At 70.1% G+C, this 19,944-nt stretch carries 17 protein-coding genes; 11 read left to right on the top strand and 6 right to left on the bottom strand.

The window, feature by feature from the left end:
• The first annotated feature begins 139 nt into the window (after nt 1-139).
• Entirely contained in the window at nt 140-1,606 is a 1,467-nt protein-coding gene (locus tag ACT3T9_RS15575; protein ID WP_444606983.1) for an NAD(P)H-quinone dehydrogenase, read from the top strand.
• 76 nt (nt 1,607-1,682) lie between these two features.
• On the opposite strand, the gene ACT3T9_RS15570 is transcribed toward ACT3T9_RS15575, so the two are convergent.
• The 5 genes from ACT3T9_RS15570 to ACT3T9_RS15550 are packed head-to-tail and all read right to left on the bottom strand — an operon-like array spanning nt 1,683 to nt 7,843.
• Nucleotides 1,683-3,464, bottom strand: coding sequence for an acetyl/propionyl/methylcrotonyl-CoA carboxylase subunit alpha (locus ACT3T9_RS15570; protein ID WP_444606982.1), 1,782 nt, complete (start codon nt 3,462-3,464; stop codon nt 1,683-1,685).
• A 54-nt stretch (nt 3,465-3,518) separates the two neighbouring features.
• Nucleotides 3,519-4,265, bottom strand: coding sequence for a Maf family protein (locus tag ACT3T9_RS15565; RefSeq protein WP_444606981.1), 747 nt, complete (start codon nt 4,263-4,265; stop codon nt 3,519-3,521).
• Entirely contained in the window at nt 4,262-5,941 is a 1,680-nt protein-coding gene (locus tag ACT3T9_RS15560) for a DUF885 domain-containing protein (protein WP_444606980.1), read from the bottom strand. The genes ACT3T9_RS15565 and ACT3T9_RS15560 overlap by 4 nt, the downstream gene beginning before the upstream one ends.
• A 31-nt stretch (nt 5,942-5,972) precedes the next feature.
• Nucleotides 5,973-6,257 carry a hypothetical protein gene (locus ACT3T9_RS15555; protein ID WP_444606979.1) on the bottom strand — a complete coding sequence of 95 codons (285 nt, stop codon included), beginning with the start codon at nt 6,255-6,257 and terminating at the stop codon, nt 5,973-5,975.
• Nucleotides 6,254-7,843: an acyl-CoA carboxylase subunit beta gene (locus tag ACT3T9_RS15550; protein ID WP_444606978.1), complete on the bottom strand. Its 1,590-nt coding sequence runs from the start codon at nt 7,841-7,843 to the stop codon at nt 6,254-6,256. Before ACT3T9_RS15550 ends, ACT3T9_RS15555 begins: the two co-directional genes overlap by 4 nt.
• Nucleotides 7,844-8,023: 180 nt before the next feature.
• On the opposite strand from ACT3T9_RS15550, the gene ACT3T9_RS15545 reads away from it, so the two are divergent.
• From ACT3T9_RS15545 to ACT3T9_RS15505, 9 genes are all read left to right on the top strand, one after another.
• Complete coding sequence (locus tag ACT3T9_RS15545; RefSeq protein WP_444606977.1) at nt 8,024-8,941, top strand: biotin--[acetyl-CoA-carboxylase] ligase; 918 nt, start codon at nt 8,024-8,026, stop codon at nt 8,939-8,941.
• A gap of 45 nt (nt 8,942-8,986) precedes the next feature.
• On the top strand, nt 8,987-10,207 hold the full coding sequence (locus ACT3T9_RS15540; RefSeq protein ID WP_444606976.1) for an adenylate/guanylate cyclase domain-containing protein: 1,221 nt from the start codon (nt 8,987-8,989) through the stop codon (nt 10,205-10,207).
• Between the two features lie 128 nt (nt 10,208-10,335).
• Nucleotides 10,336-11,031 carry a response regulator transcription factor gene (locus ACT3T9_RS15535; protein ID WP_444606975.1) on the top strand — a complete coding sequence of 232 codons (696 nt, stop codon included), beginning with the start codon at nt 10,336-10,338 and terminating at the stop codon, nt 11,029-11,031.
• A gap of 3 nt (nt 11,032-11,034) precedes the next feature.
• On the top strand, nt 11,035-12,498 hold the full coding sequence (locus ACT3T9_RS15530; protein ID WP_444606974.1) for an ATP-binding protein: 1,464 nt from the start codon (nt 11,035-11,037) through the stop codon (nt 12,496-12,498).
• Between the two features lie 153 nt (nt 12,499-12,651).
• Nucleotides 12,652-13,833: a 5-(carboxyamino)imidazole ribonucleotide synthase gene (locus ACT3T9_RS15525; RefSeq protein WP_444606999.1), complete on the top strand. Its 1,182-nt coding sequence runs from the start codon at nt 12,652-12,654 to the stop codon at nt 13,831-13,833.
• Entirely contained in the window at nt 13,830-14,348 is a 519-nt protein-coding gene (purE, locus tag ACT3T9_RS15520; protein WP_441443319.1) for a 5-(carboxyamino)imidazole ribonucleotide mutase, read from the top strand. Before ACT3T9_RS15525 ends, purE begins: the two co-directional genes overlap by 4 nt.
• 113 nt (nt 14,349-14,461) lie before the next feature.
• Nucleotides 14,462-15,148 (top strand): acyltransferase, encoded by a 687-nt coding sequence (locus ACT3T9_RS15515; RefSeq protein WP_441443318.1) that lies wholly within the window; start codon nt 14,462-14,464, stop codon nt 15,146-15,148.
• Nucleotides 15,145-16,254, top strand: coding sequence for a DegT/DnrJ/EryC1/StrS family aminotransferase (locus tag ACT3T9_RS15510; protein WP_441443317.1), 1,110 nt, complete (start codon nt 15,145-15,147; stop codon nt 16,252-16,254). The genes ACT3T9_RS15515 and ACT3T9_RS15510 overlap by 4 nt, the downstream gene beginning before the upstream one ends.
• Nucleotides 16,251-17,258: a Gfo/Idh/MocA family protein gene (locus ACT3T9_RS15505; protein ID WP_444606973.1), complete on the top strand. Its 1,008-nt coding sequence runs from the start codon at nt 16,251-16,253 to the stop codon at nt 17,256-17,258. The genes ACT3T9_RS15510 and ACT3T9_RS15505 overlap by 4 nt, the downstream gene beginning before the upstream one ends.
• Before the next feature lie 73 nt (nt 17,259-17,331).
• Here the strand turns inward: ACT3T9_RS15505 and ACT3T9_RS15500 are convergent, their stop codons facing one another.
• Nucleotides 17,332-18,465 carry a glycosyltransferase family 4 protein gene (locus ACT3T9_RS15500; RefSeq protein WP_444606972.1) on the bottom strand — a complete coding sequence of 378 codons (1,134 nt, stop codon included), beginning with the start codon at nt 18,463-18,465 and terminating at the stop codon, nt 17,332-17,334.
• A gap of 80 nt (nt 18,466-18,545) precedes the next feature.
• On the opposite strand from ACT3T9_RS15500, the gene ACT3T9_RS15495 reads away from it, so the two are divergent.
• Nucleotides 18,546-19,910, top strand: coding sequence for a lipopolysaccharide biosynthesis protein (locus ACT3T9_RS15495; protein WP_441443314.1), 1,365 nt, complete (start codon nt 18,546-18,548; stop codon nt 19,908-19,910).
• Nucleotides 19,911-19,944: the final 34 nt, after the last annotated feature.

Raw genomic sequence — 19,944 nt, 5'->3', positions numbered from 1 at the left:
CGCAGTGGAGGGGCTGGCGGGGCACCGCCACCGGTCCCGGTGGCGAGACACGGTTGCACAATGCCGGGTTCCGGTGATCCATTGCTCGGTTGCTCCCGAACCGATCCCTGACCGGCCCTGTCTTTGCCACAATGGCGGGGTGAGTGATCCCAGCACCGCCCTGCCTTCCGACCCTCGACGGCTCCCCGACACCGGTGGACGGCCCCGGGTGGTGATCATCGGCGGCGGTCCCGGCGGCTATGAGGCGGCCCTCACCGCCGCCCGGCACGGTGCCGAGACCCTTCTGATCGAGGAGCGTGGCATCGGCGGTGCTGCTGTTCTCACCGATGTGGTGCCGTCCAAGACCCTCATCGCCACCGCCGACGTCCTGGACCAGGTCGCCGGTTCCCAGCAGCTGGGCATCCGTGACGCCGATACCGGTTCTGCGCCCACCGCCCACACCCTGAACGTCGACCTCGCGGCCGTCAATCAGCGGGTCCGCGAGCTCGCCACGGCGCAGTCCTCCGACATCCGCACGAGCCTGCAGGAGGCAGGGGTGCAGATCATCGAGGGACGTGGCCGCCTGGACGGACCGGACCGGATCGAGGTCCTCGACCCTGGCGGGCAGCGGATCGCCCAGCATGAGGCCGAGGTGATCCTGCTGGCCGTCGGCGCCCGTCCGCGGGAACTGGACAGCGCCCCGTGCGACGGAGAGCGGATTCTGAACTGGACTCAGCTGTACGCGCTGGACTGCCTGCCCGCGCACCTGATCGTGGTGGGTTCCGGAGTCACCGGCGCCGAGTTCGCCAGCGCCTACCGGGCGCTCGGCAGCGAGGTCACCCTGGTCTCCTCTCGCGAGAAGGTGCTGCCCGGCAGCGATACGGATGCCGCAGACGTGCTCGAGGACGCTTTCGGACGTCGCGGCGTCACCGTGCGCTCACGCTCCCGCGCCGCCACCGCCCGGCGCAGCGAGGAGGGCGTGGTGGTGACCCTCACCTCGGGCGAGGAGATCGCCGGCAGCCACGTGCTGATGGCCCTCGGGGGAATCCCGTGGACCGCGGACCTGGGGCTGTGGACAGCCGGGGTGCGGGTGAAGGACTCCGGCCACATCGAGACCGACCGCGTCTCACGCACCTCAGTGCGGGGGATCTACGCCGCCGGGGACTGCACCGGGGTGTACCCGCTCGCCTCCGTCGCCGCGATGCAGGGCCGGATCGCGATGCACCACGCCCTCGGGGATGCGGTCTCCCCGCTGATCGCGACTCACGTCTCCTCGGCGATCTTCACGAGCCCCGAGATCGCCGTGGTCGGGGTCAGCGAGCAGGAGGTGCTCAGCGGCGAGACGGCGGGCGAGGTGCTGGTGCTGGGACTGGACACCAACCCGCGCGCGAAGATGCAGGGGATTACCGAGGGCTTCGTGAAGCTGATCGTGCGCCCCGGTTCCCACACCGTGATCGGTGCGGTGGTCGTCGCGCCCCGCGCGAGCGAGCTGATCCTGCCCTACACCCTCGCGGTCGCCCATCGACTCACCGCCGAGCAGATCGCCGGCACGTTCACCATCTATCCCTCGCTCACCGGGTCCCTGGCCGAGGTGGCCAGGCAGCAGGTGCTCGACGCGGAGGGATGAGCGGGTGACGGAGCTGGCGGTGCCAGCTGGAGACAGGCGTCGTCAGGCAGCCCGCGGACTGCTGATCAACCGCTGATCAGTCGTCGATCTGGCAGAGCACGGCACCGGCCGAGACGGTCGCGCCGACCTCGGCGTTCAGACCCTTGATGACCCCGGAGCGGTGCGCGGTGATGGGCTGCTCCATCTTCATCGCCTCGAGCACCACGAGCAGATCGCCGTCGGAGACGGACTGCCCCTCCTCGGCGAGGACCTTCACGATCGTCCCCTGCATCGGTGCGGCGACGCTGTTACCGCCAGCGGCCGCGCCCTCACCGGAGGCCCGGTGCTGACGCTTGCGGCGCTGGCGCACTGCCGCCTGCGGCGCGCGCAGCGAGGCCGGAAGGCTGATCTCGACCCGACGACCGTCGACCTCGATGACCACGGCTTCGCGATCCTCCGCCTCCTCCGGCTGAGAGGGCAGCGGCGCGGCCGGCAGATCGTTGTCGAAGGCAGACTCGATCCACGTGGTGTGCACGGAGAAGGCCTGCTCAGGATCCTCCGGCGCGAAGGCCGGGTCCTCGACCACCCTGCGGTGGAAGGGGAGCACTGTAGGAATGCCTTCGATCGTGAACTCGGCGAGCGCCCTGCGGGAGCGTTCGAGCGCCTCCTGGCGGGTGGCACCGGTGATGATCAGCTTCGCCAGCATGGAGTCGAAGGCACCGGAGATCTCGTCCCCGGCGCGGACCCCCGTCTCGACCCGGACGCCCGGGCCCGAGGGCGCGTCGAAGCGCTGGATCCGCCCGGGGGCGGGCATGAAGCCGCGGCCCGGGTCCTCGCCGTTGATCCGGAACTCGAAGGAATGGCCGCGCACGACGGGGTCCTGGTCGCTGATGCGCTCGCCGGCGGCGATGCGCAGCTGTTCGCGCACCAGGTCCACGCCCGCGATCTCCTCGGTCACCGGATGCTCGACCTGGAGCCGGGTGTTGACCTCGAGGAAGGAGATGGTGCCGTCCTTGCCGACCAGGAATTCGCAGGTGCCGGCGCCGACGTAGCCCGCCTCCCGCATGATCGCCTTCGAGGAGGAGACCAGCTGGGCGTTCTGCTGCGGGGTGAGGAAGGGCGCGGGGGCCTCCTCGACCAGCTTCTGGTGGCGGCGCTGCAGCGAGCAGTCACGGGTGGAGACCACCTGGACGTTGCCGTGCATGTCCGCCAGGCACTGGGTCTCGACGTGGCGGGGCGAATCGAGGAAGCGTTCGACGAAGCACTCGCCGCGACCGAAGGCGGAGACGGCTTCACGCACTGCCGAGTCGAACAGCTCCCGCACCTCGGACTCCTCACGGGCGACCTTCAGGCCGCGGCCGCCGCCGCCGAACGCCGCTTTGATCGCGATCGGCAGGCCGTGCTCGCGGGCGAAGTCGACCACTTCGTCGGAGTTCTGCACCGGGTCCTTGGTGCCGGCGACCAGCGGAGCGCCAGCCTTCTGCGCGATGTGCCGGGCGGAGACCTTGTCGCCGAGCTTCTCGATGGCGGAGGGGGGCGGGCCGATCCAGGTCAGTCCGGCGTCGATGACCGCCTGGGCGAAATCGGCGCGCTCGGAGAGGAAGCCGTAGCCGGGGTGGATCGCGTCGGCGCCGGAGCGCTTCGCGATGTCCAGGATCTTGTCGACGACCAGGTAGGAGCTGGCGGCAGTGCTGCCGCCCAGCGCGTAGGCCTCGTCGGCGATCTGCGTGTGCAGGGCGTCGCGATCCGGGTCGGCGTAGACGGCGACGGAGCGGATTCCGGCGTCCCGGCAGGCTCGAGCGACCCGCACCGCGATCTCTCCACGGTTGGCGATGAGCACCGTGGACAGGGGGCGGAGCTTGGAGGAGCGTGCGGGCATTGGCGGGGGTTCCTTCCGGGAGTCAGCAGAGGCCGAGTCTAGTACTGCGGGCGCTCAGGTGGTGCCAGGGCCCACGGGGCCATCGGCAGGGATCTGAGCCCACAGCTGGTGGATGCCCAGGCCGATGTCGTTGAGCATCGTGCGCAGCAGCGGCAGGGAGAGGCCGACGACGGCATGCGGGTCGCCGTCGACGCGCTCGACGAAGGGGCCTCCCAGCCCGTCGATGGTGAAGCCGCCAGCCACCTCGAGGGGTTCACCGGTGGCCACATAGGCGTCGATCTCGTCGTCGCTGAGCTGAGCGAAGGTGATCTGGCAGCTCGCCGACGCGCCGAAGGTCGCGCCCGTGCCGCCGTCCTCCTCGTCGCGATCATCCACGATCCAGTGCCCGGAGTGGAGCACAGCGGTGCGCCCGCGCATGGACAGCCAGCGCTCTCGGGCACGCTCAGCGGTCAGAGGCTTGCCGATCATCTCGCCGTCCAGCTCGAGCATCGAGTCGCAGCCCAGCACCACATAGCCGCCTTCGCTGCGGGCGGTGGCTGCGAGGGCCTTCTCCCGGGCCAGCAGCAGCACCTCCTCCTCCGCAGTGAGCAGATCGCCGGGATCCCCGGAGTCGGAGGCGCGTGCGCGAGCGGCGGCGAGGATCGCGTCCTCGTCGAGGTCGACCGGCATCGCGGAGTGCTCGATACGGGCCGCGCGGAGGGTGGCGCGCCGTCCTGCTGAGGCGGAGGCGAGCAGCAGCAACGGGTCATGGTCGGGCGCAATCTCAGGATCGATGCCGGGCGTGCGGTCAGGGTGGGTCATCGCAGGGCCTCCTCGAGGACGGACAGGGGCAGGCTGCCCAGTTGCAGGGCGCGTCGGTGGAAGTCTCTGGCAGGCTCGGTGCTCGCGGCCCGCAGCTGCTCCCAGACCCGCTGTCCCACCTTGTAGGAGGGTGCCTGACCGGGCCATCCCAGGTAGCGGTTGAGCTCGAAGCGCTGCTCGGCCTCGGTCACGCCCCAGTGGGCGCTCATGAAATCCCAGGCCTTCTCGACGCTCCAGGGACCGCCTGCGGAGCCGGCGAGTCCGTCGGGCATCGGCAGCCCGCAGTGCAGGCCGATGTCCAGCACCACCCGGCCTGCGCGCAGGCGCTGCGCGTCGAGCATTCCCAGCCGGTCACCGTCATCGGACAGATGGCCGAGCTGGTCCATCAGCCGCTCGGCATAGAGGGCCCAGCCCTCCCCGTGGCCGGAGACCCAGCACATCAGGGCGCGCCAGCGGTTCAGCGTGCTCGCCTGGAGGGTCTGCGTCCCTACCTGCAGGTGATGTCCGGGGACTCCCTCGTGGTAGACGGTCGTGGTCTCCAGCCAGGTGTGGAACTCGGTGGTCCCGGTCGGGACGTCCCACCACATCCGGCCAGGACGGGTGAGGTCCTCGCTGGGGCCGGTGTAGTAGATCCCGCCGGAGCCGGTGCGGGCGATCCTGCACTCCAGCCGACGCAGCGGCTCCGGGATGTCGAAGTGGGTGCCGGCGAGGTCCTCGATCGCCCGGTCACTGAGGTTCTGCATCCAGCTGCGCAGCTCCTCGGTGCCGTGCAGGATCCGGGCCGGGTCGGTGTTCAGCGCGCCCTTGGCCGCGTCGACGGAGCGACCGCCCCTATTCCCGGCGCGGGCGTTGATGCGCTCCGCGACCTCTTCCTGCTCGGCGACCACCGAGCGCAGCTCCTCGATGCCCCAGGCGTAGGTCTCGTCGATGTCGATGTCGGTCCCCAGGAAGGTGCGGGAGGCCAGGGCATAGGCGTCGCGCCCGACGGCGTCGTGCTCCGGGGCGCGGGGGGCGAGCGCCTCAAGCTGCTCGGCGAGGTCGAGATAGCCGCGCGCGGCGGCGCCCGCCGCCTCTGTGACCTGCGCGCGCTGGGCGTCATCGCCCATGGCGTCCCGGGCGAAGCCGGCGAAGAAACCGTCCTCAGCGGCATAGCCGCGAGCCTGCTCCGCGCCGAGCAGGAGCTGGCGGCGGGAGGAGAGCACACCGTGCTCGGCGGCCTCCTGCAGCGACTGGACCCAGGTGCTCAGCGTGCGGGGCATCGCCTGCATGCGCTGGGCGATCACGTGCCAGTCCGCGGCGGTCTCGGTGGGCATCTGATCGAGCACATCGCGGGACTGCAGCGGGGACGCGAGATTGTTGACGGCCGCGATATCCAACCGCTGCTCGGCGCGCTCGAGCTCGAGCCCCAGACGCTCGGTGAGTGCGGCGCGGGTGACGGAGTCCACCGCGTCCTGATCGGGGAGCTCGGCAACGCGGGACAACAGGGTCCGGGCGGCCTCGGTGCGCTCCTCGACCGCGGCCGGAGAGTAGTCGGTGACCTCGGTGTCGTAGCCGGGGATGCCGAGCGAGGTGGCGAGGAATGGATCCAGGCGGGCACTCAGCTCGACGTACTCGTCGGCCAGGCGATCGAGGGCAGAGGCGGTGCGCACGGGGGCGGAAGCAGCAGGCTCGGGCATGCGCCGCAGTCTAGTGCGGAGCGCGGCCGGTTCAGCGATCCGAGAACTGCCAGGCCGACGGAGAGGGCAGCCCTCTCAGGCCGTGGGCCCGGGGATGGCAGTGCACGGGGTCGGCCCATGCACCAGCGCCGGCGCCCTGGCCCTCGGCGAGAGTGCGTTCCTCGGCCTCGAGCCGGCTGGTGACGCTCATCGCGGAGATCACCACCGCGATCGCGGCGAACTCGTCATCGCGGAGGTAGCCCTGCACGAGTCGGACGTCGGAGGGCCGCACCGGCGGCGTGCTGGCGGGGCCCGTCGTGGTCTGCGGAGCGGTCACAGCGGGATGTTCCCGTGCTTCTTGGTGGGCAGGGTGTCCCGCTTGGTGCGCAGCGCGCGCAGCGCGCGGGCCACCTCCACCCGGGTGTCGGCCGGGCGGATCACGCCGTCGATCCACCCTCGCTCGGCAGCGGTGTAGGGGTTGGCGAACTGCTCGTCGTACTCCGCTTCGAAGCGTCTGCGCTCGGACTCGACGTCCCCGCCCTGCTCGGCGACCTGGCGCAGATCGCCCCGGTGGAGGATGTTCACTGCCCCCTGGGAGCCCATCACGGCGATCTGGGCAGTGGGCCAGGCGAGGTTGATGTCCGCGCCGAGCTCCTTCGAGCCCATCACGATGTAGGCGCCGCCGTAGGCCTTGCGGGTGATCACGGTGATCAGCGGGACGGTCGCCTCGGCGTAGGCGTACAGCAGCTTCGCGCCGCGACGGATGATCCCGCCGTACTCCTGATCGGTGCCGGGGAGGAACCCGGGCACGTCCACGAAGGTCAGCACCGGGATGTTGTTCGCGTCGCACAGCCGCACGAATCGTGCCGCCTTCTCGGAGGCGTCGATGTCCAGGGTGCCCGCCAGATGCGAGGGCTGGTTGGCGATGATGCCCACGCTGTGCCCCTCGACGCGGCCGAAGCCCACCAGGATGTTGCGTGCGAACAGCGGCTGGACTTCGAGGAACTCCTCATCGTCGAGCACCGCCCGCAGCACCGTGAGCATGTCGTACGGCTGGTTCGGCGAATCCGGCACCAGGGCATCCAGAGCGGTGTCCGCCGGGGTGGGGTCCTGCACGAAGGGGACCGGGAAGGAGGGGGCTGGGCTCAGCGTGTTGGCGGGGAGGTAGCTGAGGAGGTCCTTGACGTACTCGATCGCCTCGGCCTCGTCGGGCGCCATGTAATGGGCGACCCCGGAGCGGGAGGAATGGGTGCGCGCACCGCCGAGCTCCTCGAAGCCGACGTCCTCACCGGTGACCGTGCGGATCACATCGGGCCCGGTGATGAACATGTGGGAGGTCTTCTCGACCATCACGATGATGTCCGTCAGTGCCGGCGAGTACACGGCACCGCCGGCCGCCGGCCCCATGATCAGGGAGATCTGCGGGATCACGCCGGAGGCGCGGGTATTGCGCTTGAAGATCCCGGCGAACATCGCGAGCGAGGCGACGCCCTCCTGGATGCGGGCACCGCCGCCGTCGAGAATGCCGATGATGGGCACCCCGGTGCTCAGTGCAAGGTCCTGGATCTTCTGGATCTTGCGACCGTGGGCCTCGCCGAGGGAGCCGCCGAAGACCGTGAAGTCCTGTGAGTACACGCACACCTGGCGGCCGTCGATGGTGCCGTAGCCGGTGACGATGCCGTCCCCGGCCGGCCGCTTGGCGTCGATCCCGAAGCTGCTGGCCTGGTGGCGCACGAAGCGGTCCGTCTCGACGAAGGAGCCATCGTCCAGCAGATCGGAGATCCGTTCCCGGGCGGTCTTCTTGCCCCGGGCATGCTGCTTCTGGACCGCGAGCTCATCGGCGGCGGCGACCGCAGCGGCGTCACGCTCGCGCAGGTCCTCGAGTCGCTGGGCGGTGGTGAGCGGCCGCGGAGCGTCGGTCACGGAGCCTCCTGCTGCGGCCTGCGAGGCCGCGTAATGATCCGGCGGATGGACATCGGGATACTACGCTACAGAGGTCCGACGGCGGTCGCTCACGCCGCGACGGCACCAGCGTCCGCCGCGGCTCGGCGATCGGCGAGGTCCACCCCGGACAGCAGGACGAGCGGCAGCACGAGGAGCGGCATGACGAGCACGGCTGACCCCGCAGAGCCCGACAGCTCAGGATCCCGCGACTCCGCAGCGGTGCAGCGCCCTGCCGGACCGGGACCCGTCATCCTGCGGCGCGGCACGGTCACCTCGACCCAGGACGAGGCGGCGCGCCGGCTGCGTGACGGGCAGGAGCCGCCCTTCGCCCTCACCGCCCGCCGCCAGACGGCCGGCCGGGGACGTCTCGGCCGGGCCTTCGCGAGCCCCCAGGGGTCGAGCCTCTCCCTCACCTACGTCCACCGCAGCGGACTGGCGCCGGCCCACCGCGGCTGGATCCCACTGGCGGCCGGGCTGGCCGCGGTCACCGCCCTCGGCGAGGTGCTCGGTCTGCGGGCGACGCAGGAGATCGGCCTCAAGTGGCCCAATGATCTGCATACGGCGGACGGGCAGAAGCTCGGAGGGATCCTGGTGGAGGGGCGGGGTGCGCAGGCGGTGCTAGTGGGCATCGGACTGAATCTGCGTGGGCCGGTGCGTCAGCAGGACGGCGCCGTCGTGCCCGGCGCCGCCTGGCTGCGGGGAGAGGGCGGTCTGCGCCCGACGGGCGACGCAGGGCGGCCGGATGACCTGCCGGATGAGGAGCTGCGGGAGCGGCTCGAGAGAGCGCTGGTGAGGGCACTCGCGCAGGAGCTCGACCGCCTCGAGTCCACTGGGGGAGACGGCGTCCGCTCCGGGATCCGCGACCGCTACACTATGACGTGCCTCACAGTGGGGCGTCACATGCGAGTCGATCCTCTGGGGGATCTCGACACGGGGGGAGAGCGTTCGAGCTCCTGGTACGGCCTCGCCCGGACCGTGGACGACCACGGCAGGCTGGTCGTCGACCGTGAAGGAGTCGGGCAGGTGGCCGTGGATGTCGGAGATGTGAGGCATCTGCGGCTCGGACAGTCCCCGTGACCTCATGAAGCACTTGAAGGACATCGAGCAGGAGGAGCACGTCACGTGACCGGAGGCATGGAAGACCTGGAGCGCGCCGCAGGCCAGGAGGGGAGCACCGCTCCCCGTGAGCCGTCGCCGGTGCCGCAGGAGGCCGTCCCGGTGGAGTCCGTTCCCGTCGAGACGGCGGAGCTGCCCGATCTTTCGGAGACCGGGTCCGGCCAGGCCTCGCTGGACGACCGGGAGATCCTCGACCTCAACAAGCGGTTCGCCGCCGTGCGCCGCAGCGTCGGCGCCCTGGAGAAGGTGCTGCTGCAGGGGCCGCGCAAGTACTCGCGCCGAGATCTCGCCGATCAGCAGGACATCCCCGAACGCCTCACCTCCGTGTACTGGCGCTCGCTGGGCTTCACCCCCGTGGACGAGGACACGGTCGTGTTCACCGAGGAGGATGCCAATGCGATCGGCGACCTCTCCGCCATCGTCGAGGAGGGGGTGATCACCGAGCGAGCCTTCGCGAGCATCTCCCGCGGCCTGGGCTTCCATATGGGCCGGCTGGCGATGTGGATCACCGAGGCGCTCGTGGACGAGGCGAAGTACGCCGACGGCCTCGACGACGCCCAGGCCCGTCAGCAGATGCTCGATTCGATCCCGGAGCTGCTGGAGATCTTCGAGTCTCAGGTGATGTTCACCTTCCGCCGGCAGCTCGCCGCCTACGCGGCACGCGCCGGCAGCGAGGTCCTGCATCGCGACACCGATGAGCTGTTCCCGCTCCATCGGGCCATCGGCTTCGCGGATCTGGTCCAGTTCACCCGTCTCGCCCAGGACCTGCCCGGTGCCGAGCTGGCCGACATGGTCGGCCGCTTCGAATCGGTGAGCCGGGATCTCATCTCCGTGGGCGGCGGGCGCGTGGTCAAGACGGTGGGCGACGAGATCATGTTCCTCGCGGACACGCCCGAGGACGGCGCCCAGATCGCGGTCAGCCTCGCCGAGACGATCACCGCCTCGCCCGACCTCCCGCCCGTGCGGGTGGGGCTGGCGTGGGGATCGATGTTCTCCCGCTACGGAGATGTGTTCGGCCCCACGGTCAACCTCGCGGCCCGCATGGAATCCGTGGCGCGACCGGGAGTCGTGCTGGTCGATGCGGAGACCGCCGCGGCCGTGTCCCAGGCGCTGCCCGGCGGATTCGCACTCACCGACGGCGAGGAGGTCGAGCTCCACGGGATCGGCGGCGTGCGCGTCCACGAGATGCGGCGCGACCGCTCGGCGCCGCTGGACATGGGCCTGTGAGCCGCAGCCGGCGACTGCCGCCAGTTCCCGGGTTCGCTGAGATCGCGGCGGACCTGTGATGATGGACGGACGCCTGGCCCCGCCCCGGACCGGGCAGTCCCTGCCGGCATCGTCGTAGGATGGAACCCGTGACACGACTGCTACTCGTCGAGGACGACTCGGCCATCGCCGAACCACTCTCCCGCGCACTGGACCGGGAGGGCTACACCGTGACGCGTGCGTCGCGGGGAATGGACGCGCTTGCGATCGCGGCGGGACCCGAAGCGATCGACCTGGTGATCCTCGACCTCGGCCTGCCCGATCTCGATGGTCTCGAGGTCGCTCGGCGGCTGCGCAAGGGCGGGCTCGAGTCCCCGATCCTGATCCTCACCGCCCGCGCCGATGAGGTCGACGCCGTGGTGGGTCTCGACGCCGGCGCCGACGACTATGTCACCAAGCCGTTCCGCCTCGGAGAGCTCCAGGCCCGCATCCGGGCCCTGATGCGGCGCTCCCAGGCGATGGAGGAGTCCGGGGACAGCTTCGACGTCAACGGCGTGATGCTCGACGTCTCCGCCCGCCGCGCCTACGCCGACGGCGAGGAGCTGAGCCTCTCCGCCAAGGAGTACGACCTCCTCACCGTGCTGGTCAGGGAGTCCGGCAGCGTCGTCACCCGCGACGATCTGATGCGCGAGGTGTGGGGCGCCGAATGGTGGGGCTCCACCAAGACCCTGGACATGCACGTCTCCTGGCTCCGTCGCAAGCTCGGCGACGATGCCACCGATCCCCGCCGGATCACCACGGTGAGGGGAGTGGGCTTCCGCTTCGAGACCGGCTCGGAGAGCTGACCGGTGCGGCAGCGCGTGCTGCAGGCCACCATCATCACCGTGCTGCTGGCCGTGCTCATGCTCGGGATCCCGCTGGGCGTCTCCTGGCTGACACTGGCCAGGCAGAGCCTCACCAATCAGGCGAACAAGATCGTCGACACCGTGCGCATCGACACCGAGGCGCGGCTCCAGGAGGGCGGCGAGATCGATGAGGCGCTGCTCCAGCGCCGTGTCGATGCGCAGACGGACCTGAACATCGCGATCTCGGTGGTCCACGACGGCGTCACCTACTCCGCCGGCGACCCACCCGGAGAGGGCCCGGAGAAGGTCACGACCAACGGCGCCTCCGGGCAGTCGATCGCCGTCTACATCCCGCAGTCGGATGTGCGTGCGCACAACGCGAGCGCCTGGGTGCTGATCACCGTCGCCGGACTGGCGGCGCTGTCCATCGGCGTCTCCGTGGCGCTCTGGCAGGCGCAACGGATCTCGATGCCGCTGGCCCGCCTCAGCCGACGTGCCGAGGAGATGGGCTCCGGTCGCTCCCGAGGCCCCTGGCACGCCTCCGGGATCGCCGAGATCGACGACGTCGCCGAAGAGCTCGCCCGCTCCGGCGCGATGCTCAACGAACGCCTTGAGGCGGAGAGCCGGCTGGCCTCCGACGCCTCCCACCAGCTGCGCACCCCGCTGACCGCGCTGTCGATGCGGCTGGACGAGATCCTCTCGACCAGCTCCGAGGAGTGGGTGCGCGAGGAGGCCCGCATCTCGCTCGAGCAGATCGATCGGCTCACCGAAGTGGTCCACGACCTCATCAACGCCCCTCGCGCTTCCCAGCGCCGCACCCCCGGTGTGGTCGAGCTGCGCAATGTGCTGACCCAGCAGAGCGAGGAGTGGTCGCCGGCATACCGGCGTGCCCACCGGGAGCTGCGCGTGCAGGTGCCGCGCAGCGCTGCGGTCTGGGGTTCGACGGGACCGCTCACCCAGGTGATCGCCACGCTGGTGGAGAACGCGCTCGCCCATGGCGGCGGGCGCACCACGGTCAAGGTGCGCCGCAACGACCACTCGACCGTGGTCGAGGTCTCCGACGACGGCGGAGGCATCGACCCCGAGCTCGGGGCGCGGATCTTCGAGCGATCCGTCTCCGGGCGGAGCTCCAGCGGCACCGGCGTGGGCCTGGCGCTCGCCCGCACCCTGGTCGAGGACGACGGCGGGCGGCTCGAGCTGCTCACCGAGAACCCCACCACCTTCGGAGTGTTCCTGATCTCCGCGCCCGGTGACGACGGTGATGAGGACGACTACGAGGAGAAGCGCAGCGGTCGCAGCGCACGAGCCGCACGGGACAGCCGCAGCGGACGATTCGCGAAGGCCGCCCGCGGGGTCCGCGCCGATATGGCGCCGAGTGCTGCACAACGGCTGCGCCACGGCGCGGATGACCTCGATTCCCTGCCTCAGGGGTCCGTGGTCCGGCGCCGTCCGCGCTCCCGCAGCTGACCTCGTACACTGGCCGCCGTGTCGATGACCCCGCCCCACCCTGAGCAGACCATCCCTCCGACGGCGACAGTCGCCCCTGCGGCCGCTGCCGCTCCTCAGAGTCCGGTGGGTGCCCGCAGCGTCGGTCTCATCGGCGCCGGGCAGCTGGCCCGGATGATGATCGGCCCCGCGATCGAGCTGGGCCTCACCACGCCGGTGCTGGCCACCGACCCCGCCGAGAGCGCCGCAGCCGTCGCCGCGCAGGTGCGGATCGGTCGGCACGACGACGCGCAGGCGGTGAGCGCCCTGGCCGCCGAGGTGGACGTGATCACCTTCGACCACGAGCATGTGCCCACCCAGATCCTCGAGGACATCGAGCACGCCGGGATCGCCGCGGTGCGACCCGGCCCCGCGGCTCTCGTCCACGCCCAGGACAAGCTGGTGATGCGCGAGCGCCTCACGGCCCTCGGCCACCCCTGCCCGCGCTGGTGGCGGATCGGATCCGCGGCGGATCTGGAGGATGCGCTCGCCGAGAGCGGCGGCCGCATCGTGATCAAGACCCCTCGCGGCGGCTACGACGCCCACGGAGTGCAGATCATCGAGCGCGCCGAGCAGGCCCAGGACTGGCTCGCCGAGCACGGCGAGCTGCTCGCCGAGGAGCTGGTGCCCTTCACCCGCGAGCTCTCCGCCCAGGTCGCGCGCCGGCCCGGGGGAGAGGTCGTGGCCTACCCCGTGGTGCAGTCGGTGCAGAAGGACGGGGTCTGCTACGAGGTGGTCGCACCCGCGCCCGGCCTCGATGCGCAGAGCCAGCAGCCGATCCAGGCCCTCGCCCTCGCCATCGCGGAGGACCTCGGCGTCACCGGGATGCTCGCCGTCGAGCTGTTCGAGACACCGGGCGGCGAGGTGCTCGTCAACGAGCTCGCCATGCGCCCCCACAACACCGGCCACTGGTCCATGGACGGCGCCGTCACCGGCCAGTTCGAGCAGCACCTGCGAGCAGTCGCCGATCTGCCCCTCGGCGCCACCACCCCGGTCGCACCGGTCTCGGTGATGGTCAACCTGCTCGGCGGCGCCGCCGAGGACCTCGCCCCCGGCGCCCACGCCGCACTCGCCGCCGATCCGGAGCTGAAGATCCACCTCTACGGCAAGTCCGTGCGACCCGGTCGCAAGATCGGGCACGTCACCCTCACCGGCACGGACGCGGACGAGCTGCTCGAGCGCGCCCACCGGGCCGAACGACTGATCATCGACGGGCCCGCGCCCGTCACCGCAGCGCCTGCCACAGGCGCGCCCGCCACCGCAGTGCCCGCCACCGGCGCGCCCCTCACTGTCGAGACCTCAGGAGAGACCCGATGACCGAGAACACCCTCCGCCCGCTGGTCGGCATCGTGATGGGCTCCGACTCCGACTACCCGGTGATGAAAGCCGCGGAGGAGGCGCTCGCCGAGTTCGAGATCGGAGCCACCGTCGAGGTGATCTCCGCCCACCGGATGCCCGAGGACATGGTCACCTGGGGCCGCAGCGCCGCCGAGCGCGGGCTGCGGGTGGTGATCGCCGGAGCAGGCGGCGCCGCCCACCTGCCCGGCATGCTCGCCTCCCTCACCCCCCTGCCCGTGATCGGGGTGCCAGTGCCGCTGAAGCATCTCGACGGCATGGACTCCCTGCTGTCGATCGTGCAGATGCCCGCCGGGGTGCCGGTCGCGACCGTCTCCATCGGCGGAGCGCGCAACGCCGGACTGCTCGCGGCCCGGATCCTCGCCGCCGGCGCTGATCAGGAAGCGGAGCGCCTCCGGGAGCGGATGATCGCCTTCCAGGCGGAGCTGCGAGAGGTCGCGCTCGCCAAGGGGGAGAAGCTGCGCGCCTCGCGGTGACTCAGCCCGCCAGGTGAGAACGCGGTGAGGATCGTGTGCACGTTCTCCCATCACGCTGCATCGCAGGGCGTTCCTCCCGATCATCGGCCAGTGCTCGCGGTATCGTCGGCTCCATGAGCGATACCCCTGCCTACCGGGTCGCCCCGGGGGCCGACATCTCGGACGACGCGACCATCGGCGACGGCAGCTCCGTCTGGCATCTTGCCCAGGTGCGCGAGGGCGCCCGGCTCGGGACGGACTGCGTGATCGGCCGCGGTGCCTACATCGGCTCCGGGGTGCAGATGGGCAACGGCTGCAAGGTCCAGAACTATGCGCTGGTGTACGAGCCCGCGAAGCTCGCCGACGGCGTCTTCGTCGGCCCCGCCGCAGTGTTCACCAACGACCACTTCCCGCGAGCGGTCAACCCGGATCTCACCCCGAAGTCCGCCTCCGACTGGGAGCCCGTCGGCGTGACCTGCGAGACCGGCGCCTCGATCGGAGCCCGCGCCGTCTGCGTGGCTCCGGTGACCATCGGTGCCTGGGCGATGGTCGCCGCGGGCGCCACCGTGGTCAAGGACGTCCCCCCGCACGCGCTGGTGGCGGGCGTTCCGGCCCGGCGCCTCGGCTGGGTGGGCCGCTCCGGCGAGAAGCTGATCCCTTCCTCCGACGGGACCGATGCCTGGATATGCCCCACCACGGGCGAGTGGTACATCCACGATGACTCCACCGGCGGGCTGCTGCTCGCCTCCTCACCCTTGGCCGACGCGCCGCGCCCGGCCACCCTCACCGACCCCGATGGACAGGATGGACTCCCCGCATGAACAGCGAACTCACGATGATCCCGCCGGCGAAGCCAATCATCGGCCAGGAGGAGCGGGACGCAGTGGATCGCGTGCTGGCCTCGGGCATGGTGGCGCAGGGACCGGAGGTCGCGGCGTTCGAGCAGGAGTTCTCCGCCGCGCTGGCGGGTGGCCGTGAGGTGGTGGCGGTGAACTCGGGCACCTCGGGTCAGCATCTGGGGATGCTGGCGCTGGGCCTGAAGCCCGGTGATGAGGTGATCGTGCCGTCGTTCACCTTCGCGGCGACGGCGAACACGGTGGCTGTGTCGGGCGGTGTCCCGGTGTTCGTGGATGTGGATCCGGAGACGTTCACGGTGGATCCCGCGGCGATCGAGGCGGCGGTCACGGAGCGGACGGTCGGGATCCAGCCGGTGCACCTGTATGGGCATCCCGCGCCGATGGACCAGATCCTGGCGATCGCGGCGAAGCATGGTCTGTGGGTGTTCGAGGATGCGGCGCAGGCCCATGGCGCGACCTGGCAGGGTGCCCAGGTGGGCACCTTCGGGCAGGGTGGGATGTACTCGCTGTATCCCACGAAGAACATGACCTCGGGGGAGGGTGGGATGGTCTCCTGCGCCACGCCGGAGATCGCGCGTCAGGTGAGGCTGCTGCGCAACCAGGGGATGGAGAAGCAGTACGCGAACGAGGTCGCCGGGTTCAACAACCGGATGACGGATATCCATGCGGCCATCGGGCGGGTCCAGCTGGGCAAGCTTCCGGCGTGGACGGCGACGCGGCAGGAGAACGCACGGTTCTTCGATGCGAATCTGACCGGTGTGGTGACGCCGGTGGTGCGTGAGGGTGCGACGCATGTGTATCACCAGTACACGATCCGGATCGAGGGCGCGACGGCGGCGGAGCGGGATGCCTTCGCGGCTGCTCTGCGGGAGGAGCACAAGGTGGGCTGCGGGGTGTACTACCCGACCCCGGTGCATCGCCTGGAGACGTTCAAGACTGAGGTCGATCTGCCGGTGACGGAGATGTTGGCGGAGGAGGTGCTGTCGTTGCCGGTGCATCCGAGCATCTCGGAGCTGGATCGGGAGCGGATCGTGGCGGCTGTGAACACTGTGGCGAAGGCGGGGGCATGAGCATGCTGGGCAGGAAGAAGCCGCTGCGAGCCGGGCTGATCGGGCTGGGGATGATGGGGCGCCATCACGCGCGGAACCTCCGCGCGCTGGAGGGCGTGGAGCTGGTTGCAGCGGCGGATGCCCACGGCGATCCCCATGGTGCGGCGCCCGGGCTGGAGGTGCTCCCGGATGTGGACGCGCTGATCGCGGCGGGGATCGACTATGCGGTGGTCGCGGTGCCGACCCAGTTCCATCGTGATGTCGCGATCGCGCTGGCGGAGGCCGGCGTGCACACCCTGGTGGAGAAGCCGCTGGCCTTCGACATCGGGGAGGCGGAGGAGATCACCGCCGCGTTCGAGAAGGCTGACCTGGTCGGCGCGGTGGGGTATATCGAGCGGTACAACCCTGCGCTGCAGGAGATGCGTCGCCGGATCGCCGACGGCCAGCTGGGGGAGATCTACCAGATCGTCACCCGTCGGCAGGGCGGATTCCCGGCCCGGATCGCGGATGTCGGGGTCGTGAAGGACCTCGCCACCCATGACCTGGATCTGACGGCGTGGGTCGCGCAGTCGCCCTATGCCTCGGTCGCGGCGACGTCGACCCGTCGCTCCGGCCGGGAGGACGAGGACATGGTCTCCGTCGCGGGCCGGTTGGAGGATGGCACGATCACCAATCATCTGGTGAACTGGCTGACGCCCTTCAAGGAGCGGGTCACGGTGGTCACGGGGGAGAAGGGCGCTCTGGTGGGCGACACCCTGAACGCGGATCTCACCTTCCACGCGAATGCTGATGCGGCGACGAACCTGTGGGAGTCGATGGCGTCGTTCCGGGGTGTCAGCGAGGGTGACTCGATCACCTACGCGCTGCAGCGTCACGAGCCGCTCGCGACCGAGCACCGGGCCTTCCGCGACGCGATCAACGGGGACCCCTCGAACATCGTCACCATGCGCGAGGGCCTGCACACCGTCCGCACCGTCGAAGCCGTGCTCGAGAGCGCGGAGAACGCGAAGGTCGTCGAACTCTGAGTCGACCCGACACATAGCCGCGAGGCCGTCCCGGAACGCATCCGTTCCGGGACGGCCTCGCTGCTCATATGCGTCAGCGCAGAAGGGTGCCGTAGTGCTCTGCCAGCGCTGCGGCTCCTGCATCCACGCTGCGGTCACGGATCACGAAGCTCCGGGCAGCCTCACCGATCTGCGCCCGCATCGCCGGCCCGTCCGGAAGCCACTGGCGCAGCGCCTGGGCGACGTCTGCCGGCTGCGGATCTGCGCTGAGCACCGCTCCGGTGACTCCATCGTCCACCATCTCCGCCTTGCCATCGTCGCCGCTGACGACCGCGGCCATCCCGCAGGACTGCGCCTCGAGGATCACCAGCCCGGCCCCCTCGCTGTGGGACAGCAGGAGGAGCACGTCGGACCGACGCATGTGCTCGCGCACCCCGTCACGATCGGTGCGCCCTGCGAAGCGGATGTGAGCGCTGCCCGCAGCCTGTTCCTCGAGCGTCCGGCGCAGGGGCCCCTCGCCGAGGATGACCAGCTCGTGGGGAACATCTCGTGAGAGCTCCTGGGAGGCACGGATCACGAGGTCGACACGCTTCTGCGGGATCAGGCCGCCGACATAGAGGAGGCGCGCGGGTCGATCCTCCGTGTCGGCCGCCGGGGCAGGGGTGAAGAAGTCGGTATCGATGCCCTGGTAATGGACATGGAGATGCGCGGACGACGCACCGGCGGAGACAGCCAGCCTGCGCTGATGGTCGCTCACAGCGAGCAGCAGCTGCGAATGCTCGAAGGCGCGACGCACCTCGCGCGCGTGGACCCGCTGGAGCCCGCGCGGCCCCACACGACCTGCATGGACGACATCGGTCCCGTGCAAGGTGGTGACCAGGGGGGTGCCCATCGCCCTGGCCGCCCGGATCGCGCCGCTGCTCCAGGTCCCATGGTGCTGATGGATCAGATCAGGCTGCAGTCGCATCAGCACCGCGGTCTGGAGCGGCATCGCCAGCTTGGCGAGTGAGGCGCGGGCGCGGTAGGAGACGGGAAGGTCGAGGGCGGCCGTGGCGGGGATGACCGTCTCTCCCGGTTCGATCGAGGCCGCGAGCGGCACGGCATGGAAGCGATATGGCGCGCGGCGGCGGAGGAGTGCCTCGGCGTGCGCGGTGACGAAGTAGGTAGGGGGGATCGCCAGCAGAGCGGTGGTGAGCGCGACGTGCGCGCTCTCATGCGTCGTGGTCAATCCCGGCCTCGTCTCTTCTTGGTCACATCTGCCCTCGGTGCGCGGCAGGCGTCCTGATCCTACCGAGACCGTCGCCTAGCATGGCGATGTTCAGAACCGACGGCCCTGCCCCGGCCGATCGACGTGGAGGGGGCGACCTGATGGCGAAGAAGGGCTGGCTCGTCGACCGCTTCCAGCGTCTGATGCAGAAGTACCCCACGCTCCGGCACATCGCCACGCTCGCCTCGGGGACCGCGATCGCTCAGATGATCGCGCTGGGCGCCTCGATGATCACGGCACGACTCTTCACCCCGGAGACCTTCGGCCAGTTCGCGATCTACGGATCGATCGTGTCGATCGTTGCGACCATCGCCTCGCTGCGCATGGATCTGACCATCGTGCTGCCTGACAACGACGACTCGGCGCGCCGCATCGCGAAGATCGGGACCGTCTCGAACGTGTTCTTCGCCGCTGGGGCATCTCTTGCGGCGTTCCTGCTCCATGACCTCATCGTGGACATCTACGGGAGCCGGGAGCTCGCGATCTGGATGCCCTTGGTGGGCCTCTCCATCTTCTTCCTGGCTCAGGTGACGGTGCTCCAGTACTGGTTCAACCGCAAGAAGGACTACCGCACGATCTCGCGGAACCGCATCCAGCAGATGGCCGGGTCCAGCGGTGGGCAGGTGACCGCCGGCCTCGCGGGCTTCACCACGCTGCCCGGGCTCATCATCGGCACGGCGATCGGACCCGCGTTCGCGTTCTTCAATCTGCGGCGGAAGTCCCAGGAGCTGCTCGCACCGATCCCGGAGGACACCCCGAGCAGCCTGGATCTCCTGCGGCGCTACAAGAAGATGCCGCTGCTGAATCTGCCCAACGCACTGATCGACGGTATCCGGCTGAACGGGATCCCGCTGATGATCGGCCTGGTGGCACTGGATTCGGTGGGCCAGTTCAGCCGTGCCTGGAGCATCTTGCAGGTGCCGATCGGGCTCATGAACGGCGCGATCTCCCAGGTCTTCTTCCAGAAGATGTCCACGGTGAAGCCCGGCGAGATGTACCCCCTGGTGAAAGCCACGATGATCCGCGCCATCCTGATCTCCATCGTCCCGTTCGGGCTGATCTACCTCGTCTCGCCATGGTTCTTCCTGCTCGTGTTCGGATCGCAATGGGATCTCTCCGGCGAGATCGCGCGAGCACTGACACCATGGCTGGCCATGCAGTTGGTGACCTCCCCGATCTCGACGCTCTTCGTGGTGACGGAGAACCAGATCTGGCTGCTCGGATTCTCGATCGTGTTCGCCGCCGCGCCGCTGAGCCTGCTGTACTTCTCCACTCTGCCGCTCGTCACTACCCTGACAATCGTCGGTGGGGTCATGGCCCTGCTGCTGGTCGGCCTGCTCGGCATGGCGCTGGTGGCGGCGCGCCGTTTCGATGCACGCCCTCACGAAGCGGCGCACGCGTCATGACAGACAAGAACCGTCAGAAGGGCTGCTCTATGCG

It is taken from the genome of Brachybacterium sp. AOP29-B2-41 (assembly GCF_052378395.1).
Taxonomy (GTDB): Bacteria; Actinomycetota; Actinomycetes; order Actinomycetales; family Dermabacteraceae; genus Brachybacterium.
The sequence above is the reverse complement of the archived record's forward strand: the minus strand, read 5'-3'. Positions and strand labels throughout refer to the sequence as shown.

Coding starts and splice junctions, on each gene's coding strand:
- ACT3T9_RS15570 (WP_444606982.1), bottom strand. CDS start 3,464: ATGCCCGCACGCTCCTCCAAGCTCCGCCCCCTGTCCACGGTGCTCATC.
- ACT3T9_RS15565 (WP_444606981.1), bottom strand. CDS start 4,265: ATGACCCACCCTGACCGCACGCCCGGCATCGATCCTGAGATTGCGCCC.
- ACT3T9_RS15560 (WP_444606980.1), bottom strand. CDS start 5,941: ATGCCCGAGCCTGCTGCTTCCGCCCCCGTGCGCACCGCCTCTGCCCTC.
- ACT3T9_RS15545 (WP_444606977.1), top strand. CDS start 8,024: ATGACGAGCACGGCTGACCCCGCAGAGCCCGACAGCTCAGGATCCCGC.
- ACT3T9_RS15525 (WP_444606999.1), top strand. CDS start 12,652: ATGATGATCGGCCCCGCGATCGAGCTGGGCCTCACCACGCCGGTGCTG.
- purE (WP_441443319.1), top strand. CDS start 13,830: ATGACCGAGAACACCCTCCGCCCGCTGGTCGGCATCGTGATGGGCTCC.
- ACT3T9_RS15515 (WP_441443318.1), top strand. CDS start 14,462: ATGAGCGATACCCCTGCCTACCGGGTCGCCCCGGGGGCCGACATCTCG.
- ACT3T9_RS15510 (WP_441443317.1), top strand. CDS start 15,145: ATGAACAGCGAACTCACGATGATCCCGCCGGCGAAGCCAATCATCGGC.
- ACT3T9_RS15505 (WP_444606973.1), top strand. CDS start 16,251: ATGAGCATGCTGGGCAGGAAGAAGCCGCTGCGAGCCGGGCTGATCGGG.
- ACT3T9_RS15495 (WP_441443314.1), top strand. CDS start 18,546: ATGGCGATGTTCAGAACCGACGGCCCTGCCCCGGCCGATCGACGTGGA.